This window comes from Blautia sp. DFI.6.71 (assembly GCF_020593585.1).
Lineage (GTDB): Bacteria > Bacillota > Clostridia > Lachnospirales > Lachnospiraceae > Blautia_A > Blautia_A wexlerae.
The window spans coordinates 18,068-36,182 of sequence record NZ_JAJDMJ010000040.1; the positions used below are offsets into that span (position 1 = coordinate 18,068).

The 18,115-nt window shown below is 38.8% G+C and carries 14 protein-coding genes; 2 read left to right on the top strand and 12 right to left on the bottom strand.

The genetic code is table 11. The features are described 5' to 3' along the window. Positions 1–36 precede the first annotated feature (36 nt). Complete coding sequence (locus tag LJE12_RS14555) at positions 37–483, top strand: phosphate-starvation-inducible PsiE family protein (protein WP_022380452.1); 447 nt, start codon at positions 37–39, stop codon at positions 481–483. 165 nt (positions 484–648) lie between these two features. On the opposite strand, the gene LJE12_RS14560 is transcribed toward LJE12_RS14555, so the two are convergent. The 9 genes from LJE12_RS14560 to LJE12_RS14600 all read right to left on the bottom strand — a co-directional run bounded on the left by LJE12_RS14560 (position 649) and on the right by LJE12_RS14600 (position 14,107). After that, positions 649–1,779, bottom strand: a complete 1,131-nt coding sequence (locus LJE12_RS14560) for an Ldh family oxidoreductase (protein ID WP_022380451.1) — start codon at positions 1,777–1,779, stop codon at positions 649–651. Between the two features lie 220 nt (positions 1,780–1,999). After that, positions 2,000–4,009: a beta-galactosidase gene (locus tag LJE12_RS14565; protein ID WP_227194441.1), complete on the bottom strand. Its 2,010-nt coding sequence runs from the start codon at positions 4,007–4,009 to the stop codon at positions 2,000–2,002. Positions 4,010–4,024: 15 nt separating this feature from the next. Further along, positions 4,025–6,100, bottom strand: a complete 2,076-nt coding sequence (locus tag LJE12_RS14570; protein ID WP_227227012.1) for a beta-glucosidase family protein — start codon at positions 6,098–6,100, stop codon at positions 4,025–4,027. A 44-nt stretch (positions 6,101–6,144) separates the two neighbouring features. Further along, the gene (mglC, locus tag LJE12_RS14575; protein WP_055153308.1) at positions 6,145–7,161 is read right to left on the bottom strand and encodes a galactose/methyl galactoside ABC transporter permease MglC; all 1,017 of its coding nucleotides are present in this window, start codon (positions 7,159–7,161) and stop codon (positions 6,145–6,147) included. A gap of 31 nt (positions 7,162–7,192) precedes the next feature. Continuing rightward, positions 7,193–8,686, bottom strand: a complete 1,494-nt coding sequence (locus tag LJE12_RS14580; RefSeq protein WP_055153306.1) for a sugar ABC transporter ATP-binding protein — start codon at positions 8,684–8,686, stop codon at positions 7,193–7,195. Between the two features lie 75 nt (positions 8,687–8,761). Continuing rightward, positions 8,762–9,817 carry a galactose ABC transporter substrate-binding protein gene (locus LJE12_RS14585; RefSeq protein WP_055153304.1) on the bottom strand — a complete coding sequence of 352 codons (1,056 nt, stop codon included), beginning with the start codon at positions 9,815–9,817 and terminating at the stop codon, positions 8,762–8,764. A 190-nt stretch (positions 9,818–10,007) separates the two neighbouring features. Beyond that, positions 10,008–11,432: an ATP-binding cassette domain-containing protein gene (locus LJE12_RS14590; RefSeq protein WP_117846150.1), complete on the bottom strand. Its 1,425-nt coding sequence runs from the start codon at positions 11,430–11,432 to the stop codon at positions 10,008–10,010. After that, on the bottom strand, positions 11,429–12,463 hold the full coding sequence (locus tag LJE12_RS14595) for a sensor histidine kinase (protein WP_070100063.1): 1,035 nt from the start codon (positions 12,461–12,463) through the stop codon (positions 11,429–11,431). The genes LJE12_RS14590 and LJE12_RS14595 overlap by 4 nt, the downstream gene beginning before the upstream one ends. 24 nt (positions 12,464–12,487) lie before the next feature. After that, positions 12,488–14,107, bottom strand: coding sequence for a response regulator (locus LJE12_RS14600; RefSeq protein WP_172678351.1), 1,620 nt, complete (start codon positions 14,105–14,107; stop codon positions 12,488–12,490). Positions 14,108–14,448: 341 nt separating this feature from the next. Between LJE12_RS14600 and nudC the strand changes: the two genes are divergently transcribed. Next, the gene (gene nudC, locus LJE12_RS14605; RefSeq protein ID WP_055153297.1) at positions 14,449–15,297 is read left to right on the top strand and encodes an NAD(+) diphosphatase; all 849 of its coding nucleotides are present in this window, start codon (positions 14,449–14,451) and stop codon (positions 15,295–15,297) included. A 149-nt stretch (positions 15,298–15,446) separates the two neighbouring features. Here nudC and LJE12_RS14610 read toward each other — a convergent pair whose 3' ends face one another. From LJE12_RS14610 to LJE12_RS14620, 3 genes are all read right to left on the bottom strand, one after another. Continuing rightward, complete coding sequence (locus tag LJE12_RS14610) at positions 15,447–16,550, bottom strand: DnaJ C-terminal domain-containing protein (protein ID WP_226824782.1); 1,104 nt, start codon at positions 16,548–16,550, stop codon at positions 15,447–15,449. Between the two features lie 125 nt (positions 16,551–16,675). Continuing rightward, on the bottom strand, positions 16,676–17,143 hold the full coding sequence (locus LJE12_RS14615) for an Hsp20/alpha crystallin family protein (protein ID WP_119251317.1): 468 nt from the start codon (positions 17,141–17,143) through the stop codon (positions 16,676–16,678). A gap of 187 nt (positions 17,144–17,330) precedes the next feature. Beyond that, the gene (locus tag LJE12_RS14620) at positions 17,331–17,798 is read right to left on the bottom strand and encodes an Hsp20/alpha crystallin family protein (protein ID WP_008705428.1); all 468 of its coding nucleotides are present in this window, start codon (positions 17,796–17,798) and stop codon (positions 17,331–17,333) included. Between the last annotated feature and the right edge of the window lie 317 nt (positions 17,799–18,115).

Below are 18,115 nucleotides of genomic sequence, written 5' to 3' on the forward strand. Positions count from 1 at the left end.
TCACCATATACAACAAAACAGAAAGGACTCACAGTTATGAGCCCCAAACGACAGGTTAACCATAACATTCGTAAACACTTTAACACAATCATTTACAATATTTCACGTTACGCGGAAATTGCTCTTTCTATCGTAATTCTGCTGGTGATCGCACTGGCAGGCTTCCGGCTGATCATGGAGGTTGCAGATACTTCTGTTATGTCCATGGATACAGAATTTTTCAGCACTTTCCTTTCCCAGGCTTTGTCTCTGGTAGTAGGCGTGGAATTTGTAAAAATGCTCTGCCAGCATTCCGCACAGACAGTTGTTGAGGTTCTGATGTTTGCCACAGCACGTCAGATGGTAGTCGAACACCTCGGGCCAGCAGAAACTCTTCTTGGCGTACTCAGTATCGCAGTTCTGTTTGCGATCCGCAAATATCTTATGACAGACAACGATGACATGAATGCTCATAACTGTCCGAAGAATACTGAAGAAAATTAAAGAAAACAAAAAACTGCATATCAGATACGATCTGTAAATTCTACCGGTCGTATCTGATTATGCAGTTTCTTTTTATTTCCACATGCTGATAAACGGGCGTCTCAAAAAAAGTAATTTTATATGATATATTCTATAGTTATGGTTATCAGCATGATGGGCGCTTATTTAATAATTACCACTAAAGAACTTACTGTCCTTCGGCAGTTCATAGCCCTTGAAGTAAGAGCCAAAATCAACCTTCAGATAATTGCAGAGGTTGGCAAGCTCAACCATTGTGTTGTCATTTACAGGAATGCCATTCTCTCTGCGCTCTTTTTCTGCAAATACTTCCTTCTCACCATGAGTATAAATCTGCTCTGCGCCTTCTGCCTTTGGACTCTGACGAAGAGTTTCCAGATATTCGGAAAAATGTGCCCTGATATCATCTGCATTTCCGAAGATTGCGGGATCAATGGCAGCAAATCCATGACAGATACCTGTCTTGTCTTTAAATGTACAGCATTTATCAGAAGTAACACCCATGGAAAAGATGGAGCTGAAAATCTCGCAGAGCATTCCATAACCGTAACCCTTATGACTTCCGTTTACCTCTTTATTACCACCAAGGGGCATGATTCCGCCGCCCTTCTTGGCAACAATATTGGCAAGTACATCCGGGGCATCTGTGCTTTCCTGACCATTTGCTCCCAGAGCCCAGCCCTGTGGAAGTGGTTTTCCCATCTTATTATACATTTCCAGTTTTCCCCTGGTTACAACTGTTGTGGAACAGTCAAAAAGGAAAGGATAGGGTTCTGCAGGCATTGCTACTGCAATCGGGTTGGAACCCAACATTGCCTTACGTCCAAAGGTAGGTACCATGATCGCTTCTGAGTTCGTGCATGCCATTCCAAGCAGCCCCTGTTTAGAAGCCATTTCCGCATAATATCCTGCAATACCAAAATGATTGGAATTTCTTACTGAAACAAAACCAACCCCTGTTTTTTTCGCTTTCTCAATTGCTTTCTCCATTGCAAAATGACTGATCAGCTGTCCCATACCATCATGTCCGTCGATCACTGCTGATACAGGTGTCTCAAATACGACCTCAGGTTTCGCATCCGGATGGATGGTTCCCTTCTCAATTCCTTTATCATATCTTACCATTCTCTGCATTCCATGGCTTTCAATCCCGTACAGATCTGCGGTAAGCAAAACATCCTTGATGATATTCGTCTCTTCTTCATTAAAACCAAATTTACGAAATACGTCGTGGCAAAAAGTATTTAATGTGTCATAACTCCATTTTACATATCCCATAACTGTAAAGCCCCTCCTTATAGTATTACCTCTTCTTATATTGGTTATACCAATCAATTTGTTATAATGATTATATTACCATCGCTTTTAAAAATCAACTGTTTTTTCTGATTTTATTTTTCTTTTTTTCTATAACATAAACAGGGCGAGTAATTCTAAATGAATTGCTCACCCTGCTCTAGAACTGCCTGCTTCACAGCAGCTCCCCTTCATTATTTTTTTAATTTGCTTCTTTTAAAATTGCAACATCATATGGTTTTAATTCAACAACATTCTCCACTGTTTCATGTGTGATCATATTCTCATATGACTGCTCCATTGAAACTATAACTGAATGGTCATTATAGTTCAAAATAAACAATGCATCATTTGTTCCATCTGTAGCATCTACAACTTCTACACCATCAACTTTATATAAATCCATATCAATCCCTGCTTTTCTTCCCAGATAAACAGCCAACATTTTCATGGCTTTTTCATCCAGATCGCAGCCCAAATAATATACCTCACCTTTTCCTATCTGGTTTACAGTCATGCAGGCCTCACCTGCATAAAAATCAGAAGTATATTTTCCAATTACTTTTGCAGTAACTGGTTTCACTATATCACACCACATGTGAGCCATTCCATTTCCAAACACACCTGTCGTAGCAGTTGTTTTCTCCAGAAGCGGATCATAATCTTCTATCTCTACACCGGCTAGGTCTGCAAATACGCCTGGTACAGTTTCTGTAAGCATGTTATTATACATATCTTTGATTCCACTTCTAAATGAGAATAGAACTTTTCCGCCTGCTTGAGCATAAGTTTCAATATTTTTCTTTCCTTCATCCGATACCATCATCAACATTGGTGCAAGAACAAGATCATATCTATTTAAGTCTTCTTCTGCTGTCACGAAATCTACTGGAATTCCCATGTTCCAAAATGGACGATAATAATCAAGCAATAAAGAATCATAATACAATCCTTCTACCTGACGATGAATAGATTGACTCCATTCACTATCAAAAGATTTGATAATTGCAACACGTGCTCTCGGCATCAGCGCTCGGTAGTTCTTACTTAGTTCTTCCATTTCAGCTCCTACCCGAGAAACTTCAGCATATCTTCTGTTCGGTTTTCCATCATGATTCAAAATGCCATGCCAGAGTTCTTCTGTTCCAAACGGGCATGCTCTCCAGCGGAAATAAACAACTGTATCGGCTCCATTTGCCACTGACTGATATGTCCAAAGACGGAGTTTTCCAGGCGTTGGTGTTGGTCCCAACTTACTCCATCCGCAAGGACCGGACTGCTGTTCCATAACCCAGAACGGTTTCTTCTTATAGCTTCTAAGCAATGCATGGTCTCTTGATACTGTTTCCGGTTTTGCTTTCCCCCACTGAAATTCAATATAATTATCCCATGTTACAAAATCAAATTCTTTAGATAATTTAAAATAATCAATTCCTGTTCCCGAGTTAATAGCAGCGTCTAAAAGATTGCTAGTTATCGGAAGATCAGAATACTCCTTAATTGTATCTACAGATTCTTTTGTAAATTCAACTACAGAATCACTGCAGAAACGATAGTAGTCTAGCAACAATGCTGGGTTCTGCCCTTGTGTATCGTGACAAGTATCATAGCATGCACCCGCCTTCGGAATATTCAGCTCCTCAAAACTTCTGTATGTCTGACTCCAGAAAGTAGTTCCATACGTTTTATTCAGATTATCAATCGTACCATATTTCTCTTTCAGCCAGCTACGGAAACGGTTCTCGCAAGACTTACAATAACATCTGGTTGTATTTGACCATCCCAGTTCATTATCTACCTGCCATGCTTCAATTGCAGGATGTTTTGCATATCTCTTTGCAATAAGGGTATTTAATTTTTTTGTTTTTTCTCTGTATGTCTCACTGTTAAAGCAGTAATGCTTTCTTGTTCCGAAGAGCTTCGGATTTCCATGAATATCATTCTGAAGAATATCTGGATACTTATCTATCATCCATTTGGGAGGGGTAGCTGAAGGTGTACACATTACTACCTTGATTCCGTACTTTCCGAAAAAATCCAGTGCCTCATCCATCCAGTCAAATTCGTATTTTCCTTCTTCAGGCTCATAAAGGCTCCATGCAAATTCACCAATTCTGATTACTTTGATATTTGCTTTGACCATCATCTCTGCATCTGTTTTCCAACGCTCTTTTTCCCAATGTTCTGGATAATAATCCGCACCAATTCTCATAGTATTTTCTCCCTGTTATTTTCCAAATTCAAATTTCACGGATTTTAATGCTTCTTTACAGCTGCAATCACCTGTATATGCAATATATGTAATATCCTCTTCTACAAAATCATCTTTTTCTTCTGAATAATAAGCCATATCCTTCGAACTTACCTGAAGAGAAACTTTCTTTTCTTCTCCCGGCATTAATTCTACTCTCGCGAAATCTTTCAAGATTTTAACCGGACGATCTACAGCACTTCCCTCACATCCGATATAAAGCTGTACAACTTCTGCGCCTTTTACATCTCCTGTATTCTTTACATTAACAGAAATCTTTGCTGTTTTATCAAATACTTCAACTGTCGGCTCGCTGATGTCAAATGTTGTATAGGATAAACCATAGCCAAACGGATACAGAACAGGAATGTTTTCTTTATCCATCTTGCAGTAGCCATGATAGTATTCATACTCTGCATATGTGCAGTCAGGATCAAAATCAGGATAGCTGTCTTCGGAAAGTGCTACTGTATATGGAAGTTTACCGCTTGGGCAAACATCACCGAACAGAATATCTGCCAGTACATTCCCGCCTTCCATTCCACTGTAGAAGGAGAAGATAATTGCAGGAACATCTTTTTCCCACTCATCGATCAGGATCGCACTGCTTCCGATAATGGAAACGACAGTATTCGGATTCACACCCTTTACACCATGAATCAGATCGATATCTCTCTGATGAAGTCTCATGCTTGCTCTGTCTCCGCCCATTCCGGCAATATCACTTCTATCAGCCAGATATTCTCCTTCATCGCTATGGATATAACCAGCAACGATCACTACTGCATCAGCATCTGCTGCAAGTTCTTTTGCACGTTCCAGATCACTTCCGTCATTATAAAGGATCTGTGCTTTCGGCATTTTTTTCATCAGGCCTTTAAATGGCGTAACTGTATAATATGGATGAACCTTACTGGAACCATGGTCGCCGATATTTTCTGTATCTCCCAGTACTCCAAGAACTACGATCTTCTCTGTTTTCTCTTTATCAAGCGGAAGTACATGATTTTCATTCTTCAGAAGTACCATCGATTCTTCTGCTGCTCTCTTTGCTACTGCTATATGTTCCGGGCATGCAAGAATATCTTCTGCATATTCCTGCGGATCTTTTCTTGTCTCATAATAGAGTACAGTACGAAGAATGTAACCAACTGCTTCATCTACATCTTCCATAGCAAGAGTTCCGTCTTCAATTGCTTTAGGGATCTGTTCTGCATAATGGCAGATACATGGCATTTCAACATTCATTCCACTCTTTACTGCCTTTGGACCATCTTTTACAGCCCAGAGGAAATCAGATAAAGTAAATCCCTCGAATCCCCATTTATCTCTGAGGATATCTTTTAACAGATATTTACTCTCAGATGCCTGTTCTCCATAAACTTTATTGTATGCTCCCATTACAGAAGCCGCGCCTTCTTCAATACATCTCTTGAAGTGAGGAAGATATACTTCAAAAAGTGTTCTCTTATCTGCATGCACATCAGCTTTAAATCTCGCATTTTCAATACTGTTCATTGCGAAATGTTTAATGCACGCCATAACATTCTGGCTCTGAACACCTCTCGTCAGAGCTGCCCCCATTTCTCCCAGATGATAGGTATCTTCTCCGTAGCACTCCTGCGCACGGCCCCAGCGTGGATTTCTTGGAAGATTGATGCACACACCGCCGTAATAGTTTCCGCCCACTGCACGAACCTCTGCACCGATCACTTCTCCAATCTTCTCTTCCAAATCACGGTCAAAGCTGGCACCTCTTGCCATAGAAACAGGAAAGCAGGTGGCAGATCCGGCAACAACACCTCTTGGTCCGTCTACGAAACGGATATTCGGAATTCCCAGACGTTCTACTGCCTTTGTCGGATATGGATTTACATTATAGTGTTCGATCAGGAACAGATCATCCAGTAATTTCTTCTCTGTAACCTGGCCTGACATTACACCGATCTTCTCATCCAGTGTGAGTTCCTGGATCACTTCATCTACATATTTCTTTATTGTTTTTTTTGAACAATTTTCTGTCAGTTTTGTTCTTTTTACTACATCCCTCATCCTTTACTTCTCCTTTCATAATTGCACTTGTCTGATGTTTATTTTTATTTTCTCTTTGCATATTTTCTCATGTCAATAATAACAGCAAGAAGAATGATCAGACCTTTTACGATATACTGCCAGTACATGTTTACACCGATGAATGCAAGGCCATAATTGATAACTGTGAACATCAGAACACCAATTACGATACCGCCTACACTACCAACACCACCTGAAAGAGATACACCGCCGATTACGCAGGCAGCAACTGCATCCATTTCATATCCGTTACCGGTTGTATTGGAAGCACTTCCGATACGTCCTACTTCCAGGGCTGCTGCAAATGCATACATCATACCTGCAATTGCGTAAACCATAATCTGTGTCTTTATAACATTTACACCTGATACTTTTGCAGCTTCCGGGTTACCACCTACTGCAAACATATATTTACCAAATTTTGTTTTATTCCATACGATCCACATAACTACACATACTGCTGCGGCAATGATGATCAGATACGGAATCTGGAAGTCTCCGATTCCAATGGAACCAATTGCAATCTGAGTTACTTTTGAATCAATACCACCAATTGGCTGTGCACCATATGGCGGACGGTCAAAATAAATAGAAGATGCACCATATAAGATCAACTGCATACCAAGCGTTGCGATAAACGGCGGTACTTTAAATACTGCAACAAGCACACCGGATATTCCACCAAGTACAAGACAGATTGCCAGTACCAGTAATAATGGAACGATCAGCGGAAGCTCTTTTAAATTCGGATACATTCTGTATGCATAGTCCGGATTCTGAACTAAAGATGCGAAGATAACTGCTGCCAGACCGATCATACGTCCTGTGGAAAGGTCAACGCCCTGCACTACCAGTACCATTCCGGCTGCTAATGCAATAATAATCTTAGTTGATGACTGCGCAAAAATATTTTTAAAGTTATTGAATGATAAGAATCTTGGTTCTACTACCACAATTGCAACTAACAGGATAATAAAAACCAGATAAATTGCTTTTTCAGCAATAAGTTCTTTAATTGAAATGTTCTTTGAATTTTTCACCAGAATCCCCTCCTGAGTTCGTATTGAAAGATCAGATAAATCGGGCCGCTGCCTGCATAACATCTACCTGTCCTACTTCTTTTGAATCAAATATAGCTGATTGATGTCCATTGCTCATAACCAGAATCCTGTCGGAAATTCCGAACAGTTCCGGCATTTCTGAGCTTACTACGATAATTCCTTTTCCTTGCTCAGCCAGCTGGTTGATCAGCTGATAGATTTCAAATTTAGCACCTACGTCAATACCCCTGGTAGGCTCATCCAAGAGCAGGATATCAGGATCTGTCAGCAGCCATCTGCCCAGAATTACTTTCTGCTGATTTCCTCCTGAAAGGTTCGCGATCTTGGACTTCATTGACGGAGTTTTTACTTTCATGGCATTTATCATTTTGGTAATATCTGCTTTCATTTTTTCTCCGTTTAAAAGTCCCGTCTTCTGATATTTCGGTAAATTGGAAATTGTCATATTAAATCCAACACTCAAACCTCCAAAAATACCATCCGATCTTCGTTCCTCTGTCAGCATTGCAAATCCATTCGCCATTGCCTCTTTTGGACTTCTGTTCTGAACTTCTTTTCCTTTTACCAGTATCTGACCTTTGCCTTTCATTCTTATGCCAAATAATGTTTCAAGGATTTCCGTTCTCTTAGATCCTACTAATCCGGCGATTCCAAGGATTTCTCCCTTATGTAATTGAAAATTAACGCCCTCAAATCCTGGATTTAATGTACCGAGGTCTTTTACTTCCATTAATACATCACCTATCTTGGCTTTCTTTTCCGGATAGCGGTCTTTTAGTTCTCGTCCAACCATCATTTTGATGATCTTATCAATGGTCAACTCACTGGCAGGTTTTGTATCAATCCACCTGCCATCTCTCATGACTGTTACATCATCAGAAATACGCAAAATTTCTTCCATTTTATGTGATATATAAATAATACTGGTATTCTTTTTCTTAAGCTTTTCTATAATCTTAAAAAGATGCTCTACTTCTTTCTCTGTAAGCGATGAAGTCGGTTCATCCATTACAATTACTTTTGAGTTATACGAAACTGCTTTTGCAATCTCTATCATCTGTTTTTGTGAAACTTTCAGGGTTCCTATCTTAACCTTCGGATTTACCTGAATATCCAAATCATCGAAAATCGCTTTTGTGTCTTCATACATTTTCTGGTCATCTACCAGACCATGCTTCATTGGAAATCTTCCAAGCCACATATTTTCCATAACTGTCTGATTTAATACCTGGTTCAGTTCCTGATGCACCATGGATACATGATTCTGTAATGCTTCTGATGGGCTGGAAAATTTAATGTTTTTGCCATCCAGAATGATTTCGCCCTCATCAAATGAATAAATACCGAACAGACATTTCATTAATGTGGATTTACCTGCACCATTTTCTCCCATAAGAGAATGCACTGTTCCAGGACGTACACATAACGTTACATCGTCAAGTGCTTTTACACCAGGAAACGATTTTGAAATATGCTTTAATTCCAATATATATTCTGTTCCCATTTTAAAATCCTTTCCCTCTTTTTTATTACAGGCATCCGTTTAAAACGAATGCCTGCCTGTAAAATCAGTTATTTTCTATTCATAAGTTGACTTTGCTAAATCAAGATTATCTTTGGTGATTGCCTGATATGGAACTCGTACAGCTTTTGCTTCTTCTTCCGTTTCTACACCTTCGATTCCATCCACAGCGTCTTTACCACTTGTAAGGTTCTCTGCCATTTTTACAATTGTCTGTCCCTGAGTCTTAGCATCCTGTAATACGGAACCTGTGATCTCACCGCTTTCAATCTTGGAAAGAATTTCAGGAAGAGCATCAATTCCATAAATCGGAATGTATTTGCTGCTTTCTTCTCCATCTGTATTAAATCCGGCTGCTTCTACTGCTGATAAAGCACCAAGTGCCATTGCATCGTTTCCTGCTACGCAGCATTCAATTTCGTCACCGTATTTAGATACCCATGCATCCATTTTTTCTTTTGCAGTTGCTGTTACCCACATTCCTGTATCTTCTGCAAGAAGGTCAATCTCAATTCCTGCATCTTCGATCGTGCTCTTGAGATAATCACATCTCGGCTGGGATGCTGTATGTCCCGGGTCACCCATCAGATATACAAGCTGTAATTTTCCATCACCGTTTTTATCCATTTCCGGATGTTCTTTCCAGTAGTCGATTACCATCTGTGCCTGAATAGATGCACCATAATCTCCACCTGTAGATGTTACCTGATAAGCATTTTCATAAGAATTAATTACATCGTAATCTGTTATCTCTTTGTTGAAGAAAATGATCGGAACATTTCCTGCGTCTTTACATTTCTGGATCAGTGTCGGAGCTGCTGTTACATCACATACAGAAACTGCAACTACAGAAGCGCCTTTAGCCAGCATTGTATCAACCTGATTGTTCTGTGTGGACTGGTCATTCTGTCCATCTTCGATGTTTGTTTTAAAGATTCCATCGCATGCATTTGTAATCGCTTTTCCAATATAAGAGTTGAAGTTATCAGAAGCTGAATAAATACCCGCGCCAAGAATCTTCTCATCATCAGCCTTTACCTGTGCTGCACCTACGCCGCCAACACCGGCTACCATTACTGCTGCCATTAAGACACTTAATAACTTTTTCTTCATTTGTAAACCCTCCCATTAGTTTATTTTACGCGTTTGTTATTTTGTATACTCATATTAACTTTGATGTCCTATTTTTTCAACTTTTGATATTTAGATTAAGGGGGACATTCTTTTGTTTCTTATTTTTGTATAAAAAAAAGACGAATTATCCAAATTTTTTATCATTATTGCACATTCGTCTTTTTTTGCTTTACCATTCTTCTTCTCTTGTCAGCACACCGTGCTTAAGAAACATGGATTCTCCCTTGATTTTATTCATAATTGCAAAGTTAGCAGTAAGAAGAATTACTCCGATTCCTCTTTTCTGCAATGCTCCGATCATCTTTCTTGTAATTTCCCTCATATTAATATCCATATCTGTAAATGGATTCTCAATGATCACAATCTTTGGCTGATACACCAGCCATTTTTCATAGACCAGCTTCTGTAGTTCTGCATTTCCAATATTTTTCAGTTTCTTCTTATTCAGCTCATCGTTCTGAAGGAAATCACTTACACTTCTGGTATACTTTTTCGCAAACCAGAATCCTCTTACCTTTTCATGCAGCGGCACACTCACATTTTCCGTTGCACTCATATTATCCAGGATCATGCTCCTATACGGTGCTTCTGTTATAAACCCTACGCCCTCACGTACTGCCTGGCTCATATTTGATACCTTATACAATTTCTCAGAAATATAAATCTGTCCTTCTTCAATGCTCTCTTCTCCCGAAAACATTTCCCAGAAACTGCTCTTGCTTTTTTCATCTGAATAATAAATCTTAAGCAGCTCTCCGGAACACAATGTAAAATTAAGATTCTTCAGATAACAGGTACTTACATCTCTTACTTCTAATACATTGTTCTGCCCATTTATTACTTTCTGCCCATAGGCTCCAAATGTTTCTACCTTATTTTCATATATCAGAGCTTTCAGAACTTTACTCAACTTACAGTTTAACTGAGAAATCCCAGATACAAATGTAGTTCTTCCATTTTGAACAACTGCAATAGATTCCATCCATTCCATAATAAAATCTTCAAATCCTACTGTAACCAGAAATGACATCTGGGATTTCATTTTGTCAATAAGAGAAAACACTTCTCCCAGATCCTTTTCTGATAAAAGGCTGGTAATCTCATCCAGAATCACAATTTTCTTTCTTTCCTCATAGGCTTTAAGTAATTCTATAATAACCTTTTCCTTGGCAGATAAATTTCTGACTTTATGAGGCATATCATCCGAAATATTCAGTTCCGTCCTTAACTTCTGGAAACGTTCTCTATACTCTTTCTGATCCAGAAACAGTTTTCTGTCTGAAAAAAGAAATATATTATCTTCTATCGTAATAGAAGGCAGTAATTTACTTTTAGAACCAATCACCGCCACCTGCTGTTTTAACAATCTGGCAGCTTCTTCATAAGCTTTCCTTTCCTCATTTACAAAAATCTTTCCTGAATAAAGTAAAACATCTCCAAGCAGCATATCAATAAAGAGCTTCTGTTCCAGAATATCATCGAATACGATTCCTGTTATTTCTCCCTGAAACAGTTCCAGAGACAGATCATCAAATATAACATTATTCCCTTTTTTTATCTTTCCGCCTTCTATATTCAGTAATTCTCTTTTCACTGATTTCTCTGCTCCCTGTTTGTAATGATCGGTACCGATATCCTGACTTCTGTTCCAAGATTAGGAATACTATAAATATGTATTCCATATTCATCCCCAAATAACAGCTTAATACGCCTGGATACATTCGGCAGAGCAATACCTCCACGTTTACGCTTCTCTTCTGTCAGCGGCCCTGAAGTTATCTCCAGTCTCTGGTTGATCTTTATAAGCTCTTCTTCGTCAATTCCAATTCCGTCATCATGAATATTGATCAGAAGTTTCTTCTCTGTCATCTCCAGTGAAATGGTGATAACTCCACCTTCTGCTTTCGCTTCCAGACCATGGAAAATTGCATTTTCAACTACAGGTTGCAAAGTAAGTTTAGGGAGTTTACATTCCAGGATCCTTGCATAGTCATCCGGAAAATTAACTCTCATATCCAGTTTATCTCCAAAACGATACTGCTGTATTTTAAAATAATTCTCTACATTCTCCAGTTCATCTTCTACTGAAACCAGATTTCCTGTATCCGTGATGGTATATCTGAAAAATGTAGACAATGCTTCCGTCGTATCAGCAATACTATCAATTCCTTCACATAGCGCATCTCCTCGTATTGCTTCCAGCGTATTATACAGAAAATGAGGATTGATCTGATTCTGCAGTGCAAGAAGTTCTGCATGTTTTGTCGATAACTCAATAATGTTCTTTTTATCCAATATGGAATCCAGCTTCTGCATTACTTCATTCTGCTCTGGAAAAATCTGATAATCCTGATCAATCAGTTCCTGAAAACTTCCACTCTGTATAAAATGTTTGAATAATTTTCTGGTCTCATTACATGGTTTTATCAGAAACTTATAAATAATCACATAAATGCTTCCTGTAATAACCATCTCTGTCACAATAACCACCATCATAGAGAAGAATCCCAGATATCCTTTCGATGCAGCCCATATAACTTCTATAAACTGAAGACCTGCCCCTAATCCCAGAAGAACCCACAAAAAATTAACTGCCTGTCTGCTAAATATATTTCTTTTTTTCATAGTTTTTGCACCTGCACATTTTGATTAACTATATAACTTTCTAAATTCTGAAGGATTCAATCCTGTTGTCTTCTTAAACAATTTAGAAAAATATTTCAGATCATTATATCCTACTGCAGATGCTACTTCCGCAATGTCATAATTAGTCTGTATGAGATAGTTCTTTGCATTTTGGATACGAAGCTCTGTCACATACTCAAGGAAATTTTTTCCTGTTTCTTTCTTAAACAGTGTAGAAAAATAGGCAGCATTAAATCCAATATACTCACTGACATTCTCCAGACTGATATGTTTGTTGAAATTATCATGGATATATTTCTTTGCATCACGTATCGGTTTACTCTCTTCATCCTGAATATTCTTCATATAAACCTGATGCACCCGGGACAGATCCGATTTAATCCACTGAAAGAGTTCATCATAATCCCATATCCTTCTGTACTGTTTTTTATAATCTTCAATCAGAAAAAGATTTCTGCCTTCACGAGAATATTTCATACCAAACCGCAATGTTTCAACTAATTCACCAAAAACTTCATAAACCAGTTTTCCGTCATACTTAAATGGCTTCAATTTCTCTCCAACCTTGTCAACAAGGCGGAGGGTTCCTTCAATATCCATTCTTTCCTGATAGGTCAGAATTTCATTTCGCAGACCACTGTCAAAAATTTCTTCTTTAGTTTTTCCACTTTTACTGTCTTCACTGTAGCAGATATATGTATCTTCATTTTCGCCCATTCGATTCATGATCGCCAGTTCTGCCTCTCGGAAACTATCCGTGATTCCCATATAAGAACTATGTGTATTTCCCTGTCCGATCCTTATTCTGATATCAGGAAATACAGTTTTCAAATTAGATACATTAACTATCAAATGTTTTAGCTTTTTTCTGACTGGTTCAATCTCTTTATCCACTGTATTTAAAATGCATACGATTTCATCCTGATATACTGTAGACATATAAGTTTCGCAGTATATCTCCAATTTTTCTTTTACCATCTGATGAATTTTGTTCATTACAAATTCTTCACTGTCACCGGCAGACTTGTCCGAATTTTTTGAGAAAAATGGCCTGACTCTGACTGCTGTAAAAAATCCTTTATGAAATTTACAACCATACTGTTCATTCAACTGTTCCAGACTCATATCTGCTTTTAGCGGATTAGTTGCTGAGTTTTGGAGCGTTTTCATAAGAAAATTCTCCCGTATATGCTCTCTTGACGCTTCTATGATTGATTCCAATTCATTTCTTATTCTGGCACTCTTAATCAATGATTCATGAGACTCCTTAATTTCAATTAATGAATTTTCCAGTTCTCTCTTTTTTAATGGTTTTAGCAAATAATCTTTTACCCCATACTTAATTGCCTGCTGTGCATATTCAAACTGACTATAACCACTGATTACTATGAAATTAATCTCTGGATTTGTTTCTTTTGCCCTACGTATCAGTTCCAGCCCATCATATATCGGCATACGTATATCCGTAATTACAATATCCGGCTTCTTCTCACAAATATTTTCATAAGCAGTCTTCCCATCATTTGCGAAACCAATAATATCCATTTCCAGGGCATCCCAATCCACAAGATGCTGAATCAGACGGCATACTTTTATTTCATCATCTGCTATTAATACCTTCAATCTTCTTCCTCCCAGTCTATTTCCGCACATATTAACATTAATCCTTCTGAAATTCTATTATAAACTATCTAATTCTTTTTGTATACCTATGAATTTTCTTTGTATTATTATCAAATTATCTGACACATTGTCTTTTTTCAGAATAAATATTTATTGCTTGCTTTTATAAAACTCCAAGAATATACTATGAACAGATAATGAATCTGTATTATTTTGCCACTCATTATCTTCTTATATTTTTCTGATAAACCATAAAGAATTTATAACTACACTCACAAATAATCTTATCAGAATCTTATGAAATTATTTTATAACAAAATAAAGAAAAGGATATCTACAATATGATTCAGGACATCGCACCACATACTTATCACAACGAATACAAACCTTCTGCCCCGGATAAAGACAGCTTTATCCTTGCATACGAAAAAGGCAGTATACTTCTTCCCCGCCAGGAACGGGATGCAGATATTACTTTCCCACGTTTCCGGGAGTTGGAGGAAAAGATTGCTGATCTTTACAACAATTTTATTTATCTGTTTTCCATAGATGATCAGCGTTTCTACCTGATCCCGGAGCTGGATACCTCTCTGCTTCCGGACTATGAATTTCAGGATGTACGGATTCTTCGGACCGCTCAGCCACAGCATCTTGCATTTGCAGGAATTACAGGGCATCAGCTCTTCCAGTGGTACAGCAAGCGCAGATACTGTGGCTGCTGTGGAAAACCAATGGTTCACAGCCAGAAAGAACGTATGATGGAATGCCCTTCCTGCGGCAATCAGGAGTACCCTGTCCTGTGTCCTGCAGTAATCGTAGGAATCACAAACGGAGATAAAATCATTCTTTCCAAATATGAGGGCCGCAGATTTAAGCGTTACGCCCTTATCGCAGGCTTTGCAGAAATCGGAGAAACCATTGAAGAAACTGTTCACAGAGAAGTAATGGAGGAAGTTGGCCTTAAGGTAAAGAATCTCCGCTATTACAAAAGCCAGCCATGGTCCTTCAGCGGTACCCTGCTTTTCGGATTCTTCTGTGATGTGGACGGCGATGATACCCTGACCGTTGACCATGAAGAGCTCTCCATGGCACAGTGGGTAGAACGTGATAAAGTCCCGGATCAGGGCAATAATATCAGCCTGACCAAGGAAATGATGATGCTCTTCCGTGATGGAAAAGAACCCAGATAAACAATATTCTATATCAGAAAAAGCTCATAGAATATTTTTCCCTATTATGCTAAAAGGATACATACACGGTAATGTTACTGTGCATATATCCTTTTCGTTTCTCTGTAAAATTGCTTCACTATATTCTCAAAAATATTTCTGATTACTCTTCACGCCGCACTCCCGCTGCCAAATCCACGGCTTCTACGGCTTCCATTACATTCCTGCTCAAATTCTTTCAGTTTCCGTCTTGCTTCCGGTGTCAGATTTGTCGGAACTTCAATCTGTACAGTTGCATATTCATCACCGTGTACAGACGGATTATTCATTGCAACGATACCTTTGCCTCTCAGACGTATCTTCGTTCCGGACTGAGTACCCGGTTTAATGTTACAGAGAACATCACCGTAAATAGTGTGAACCTTCGCCTCACCGCCAAATACTGCTGTTGTAAATGGGATATTTACAGTTGTATAAACATCTCTGCCTTCCCGTTTATATCCCGGTTTATCCTGAACATTTACTTTCAGAAGCAGGTCACCGGCTTCACCTCCGCCGACTCCCGGATATCCTTTTCCTTTAAGTCTGATAGATTTACCGGATTCAATACCTGCCGGAATATTGACTTCGTAATTCTGGACGCCACCGTTGCTGCTTTGCAGGCGGATAACCTTCTTACCGCCAAAAGCAGCTTCATCAAAGCTGACAGTAACCTCTGCATGAAGATCCTCACCTTTACTGCTGTAAGAACCGCCAAAGCCGCCAGTTCCATTGCTTCCGAATCCACCAAAACCACTTCCGTGAAATCCACTGCCACCGAAGCCGCTGCTTCCAAAACCACCGGATGATTTACTCTTCTTAAATCCACCACCAAAGATGTTCTTCAGGATATCATCCATATCTTCGCCATTCTCAAAATGATATTCATGATAACCATTGCCATCACTGTACGAGCCATGGAAACCGCCGCCAAAAGGATTGCCCTGTGCTCCGCCAAAGCCACTGCCAAAAGGACTTCCCTGTGCGTTTCCATAATTACCGGCACCTTCTTCAAAAGCAGCGTGGCCAAACTGATCATACAGTTTACGTTTCTTCTCATCACTCAGAACATCATAGGCTTCATTTACTTCCTTAAAATGCTCTGCTGCCGAAGCATTTCCCTCATTACTGTCCGGATGATATTTCTTTGCCAGTTTTCTGTATGCTTTCTTAATCGTTGCTGCATCTGCGTTTTTGTTCACGCCAAGAACTTCATAGTAATCTCTTTTCAATATCATCACCTTCCCTCATAAACACATTCTAACGCAATCATTCCTGACTTCATATTTCTGCAATCCTCATTATGCAAACAACGGGAAGCCAAAAGATTTGACCTCCCGTTGCTGTAACTTAACATCTATTATCCTTCAATGGAGATGCTGTGCTTCTGTTCCACTGCTGGCTTTGCTTCTTTCTTCGGAACAAATAATGTCAGGATACCATGTTTGAATTCTGCTTTGATGTCGTCCTGATGTACTTCTTTACCTACATAGAAGCTACGATTGCAGGCACCTGAATAACGTTCTCTGCGGATATAACGTCCTGTCTCTTTTTCCTTCTCATCTTTATCCAGGCCTTTCTCTGCACTGATGGTCAGATAACCATTTTCAAGTGCTGCATGAACTTCATCTTTCTTAAATCCTGGAAGATCTACAACCAGTTCGTATCCGTTATTCATTTCCTTGATATCAGTTTTCATTACATGATTTGCTTTATGTCCATAAAGTTTCTTCTCTGCATCTTTCATTGCTCTGTCATCATAATAGAATGGGAAATCTCCAAAAAAGTCATCAAATAAATTTTCTCCAAAAATACTAGGCATTAACATAAGTCATATCTCCTTTTCTAATATATTTTATATATGTCAAATCTGTTCACCAGATTTACTTTCCAAATCTATCTTTACAGGTTTTTTCAACCTTTTATCTTCAATCTTTTAGCGCAAGCTTTTATTTTTATATCTGTTTTTAATCTCTGGCTGACCCTCAACGGGTCAGTCAGAATATTTTTATTCATCAGCCTTCAATGGCAATTGTTTTCTTCTGTTCTACTGCTGGTTTTGCTTCTTTCTTTGGTACAAATAATGTGAGGATACCATGTTTGAATTCTGCTTTAATGTCTTCTTTCTCAACTTCTTTACCTACATAGAAGCTACGGCTGCAGGCACCTGCGTAACGTTCCTTACGGATATAACGTCCGGTTTCTTTCTCCTGCTCATCTTTATCCAGGCCTTTCTCTGCACTGATAGTCAGATAACCATTCTCCAGGTCAGCCTTTACTTCATCTTTGGTAAATCCCGGAAGATCTACGACCAGTTCATAGCCTTTATCAGTTTCCTTGATATCGGTTTTCATTATATGGCTGGCTCTGCGTCCGTAAAGTTTCTTCTCTGTATCTTTCATTGCTCTGTCATCATAATAAAATGGAAAATCTCCAAAAAAGTCATCAAATAAATTTTCTCCAAAAATACTAGGCATCAACATAAGTCATCTCTCCTTTTCTATACCGTCCATCTACATGTGATGGACTCTCAGTTATGCATCTTTACCTTGTTTCTTTGGAACTTAGGTTATCAGGAATCTCATAGAACTTATTTCTTTGTTCTCTTTTTGTTCCCCTTCCTTTGTTCTAGTTGTAATATAACACTTATTATTAGCACTGTCAAGAGGTGAGTGCTAATTTTTTGTGAAGAATTTGTGAACGCTACGAGCCATGCAAAATAGCAAAAATAACGCCCTGCAAGTTTGGTATGCTCCCCGTCAAGAGGACAATAAAAAATAATAAATTTTTGTATCGTCAG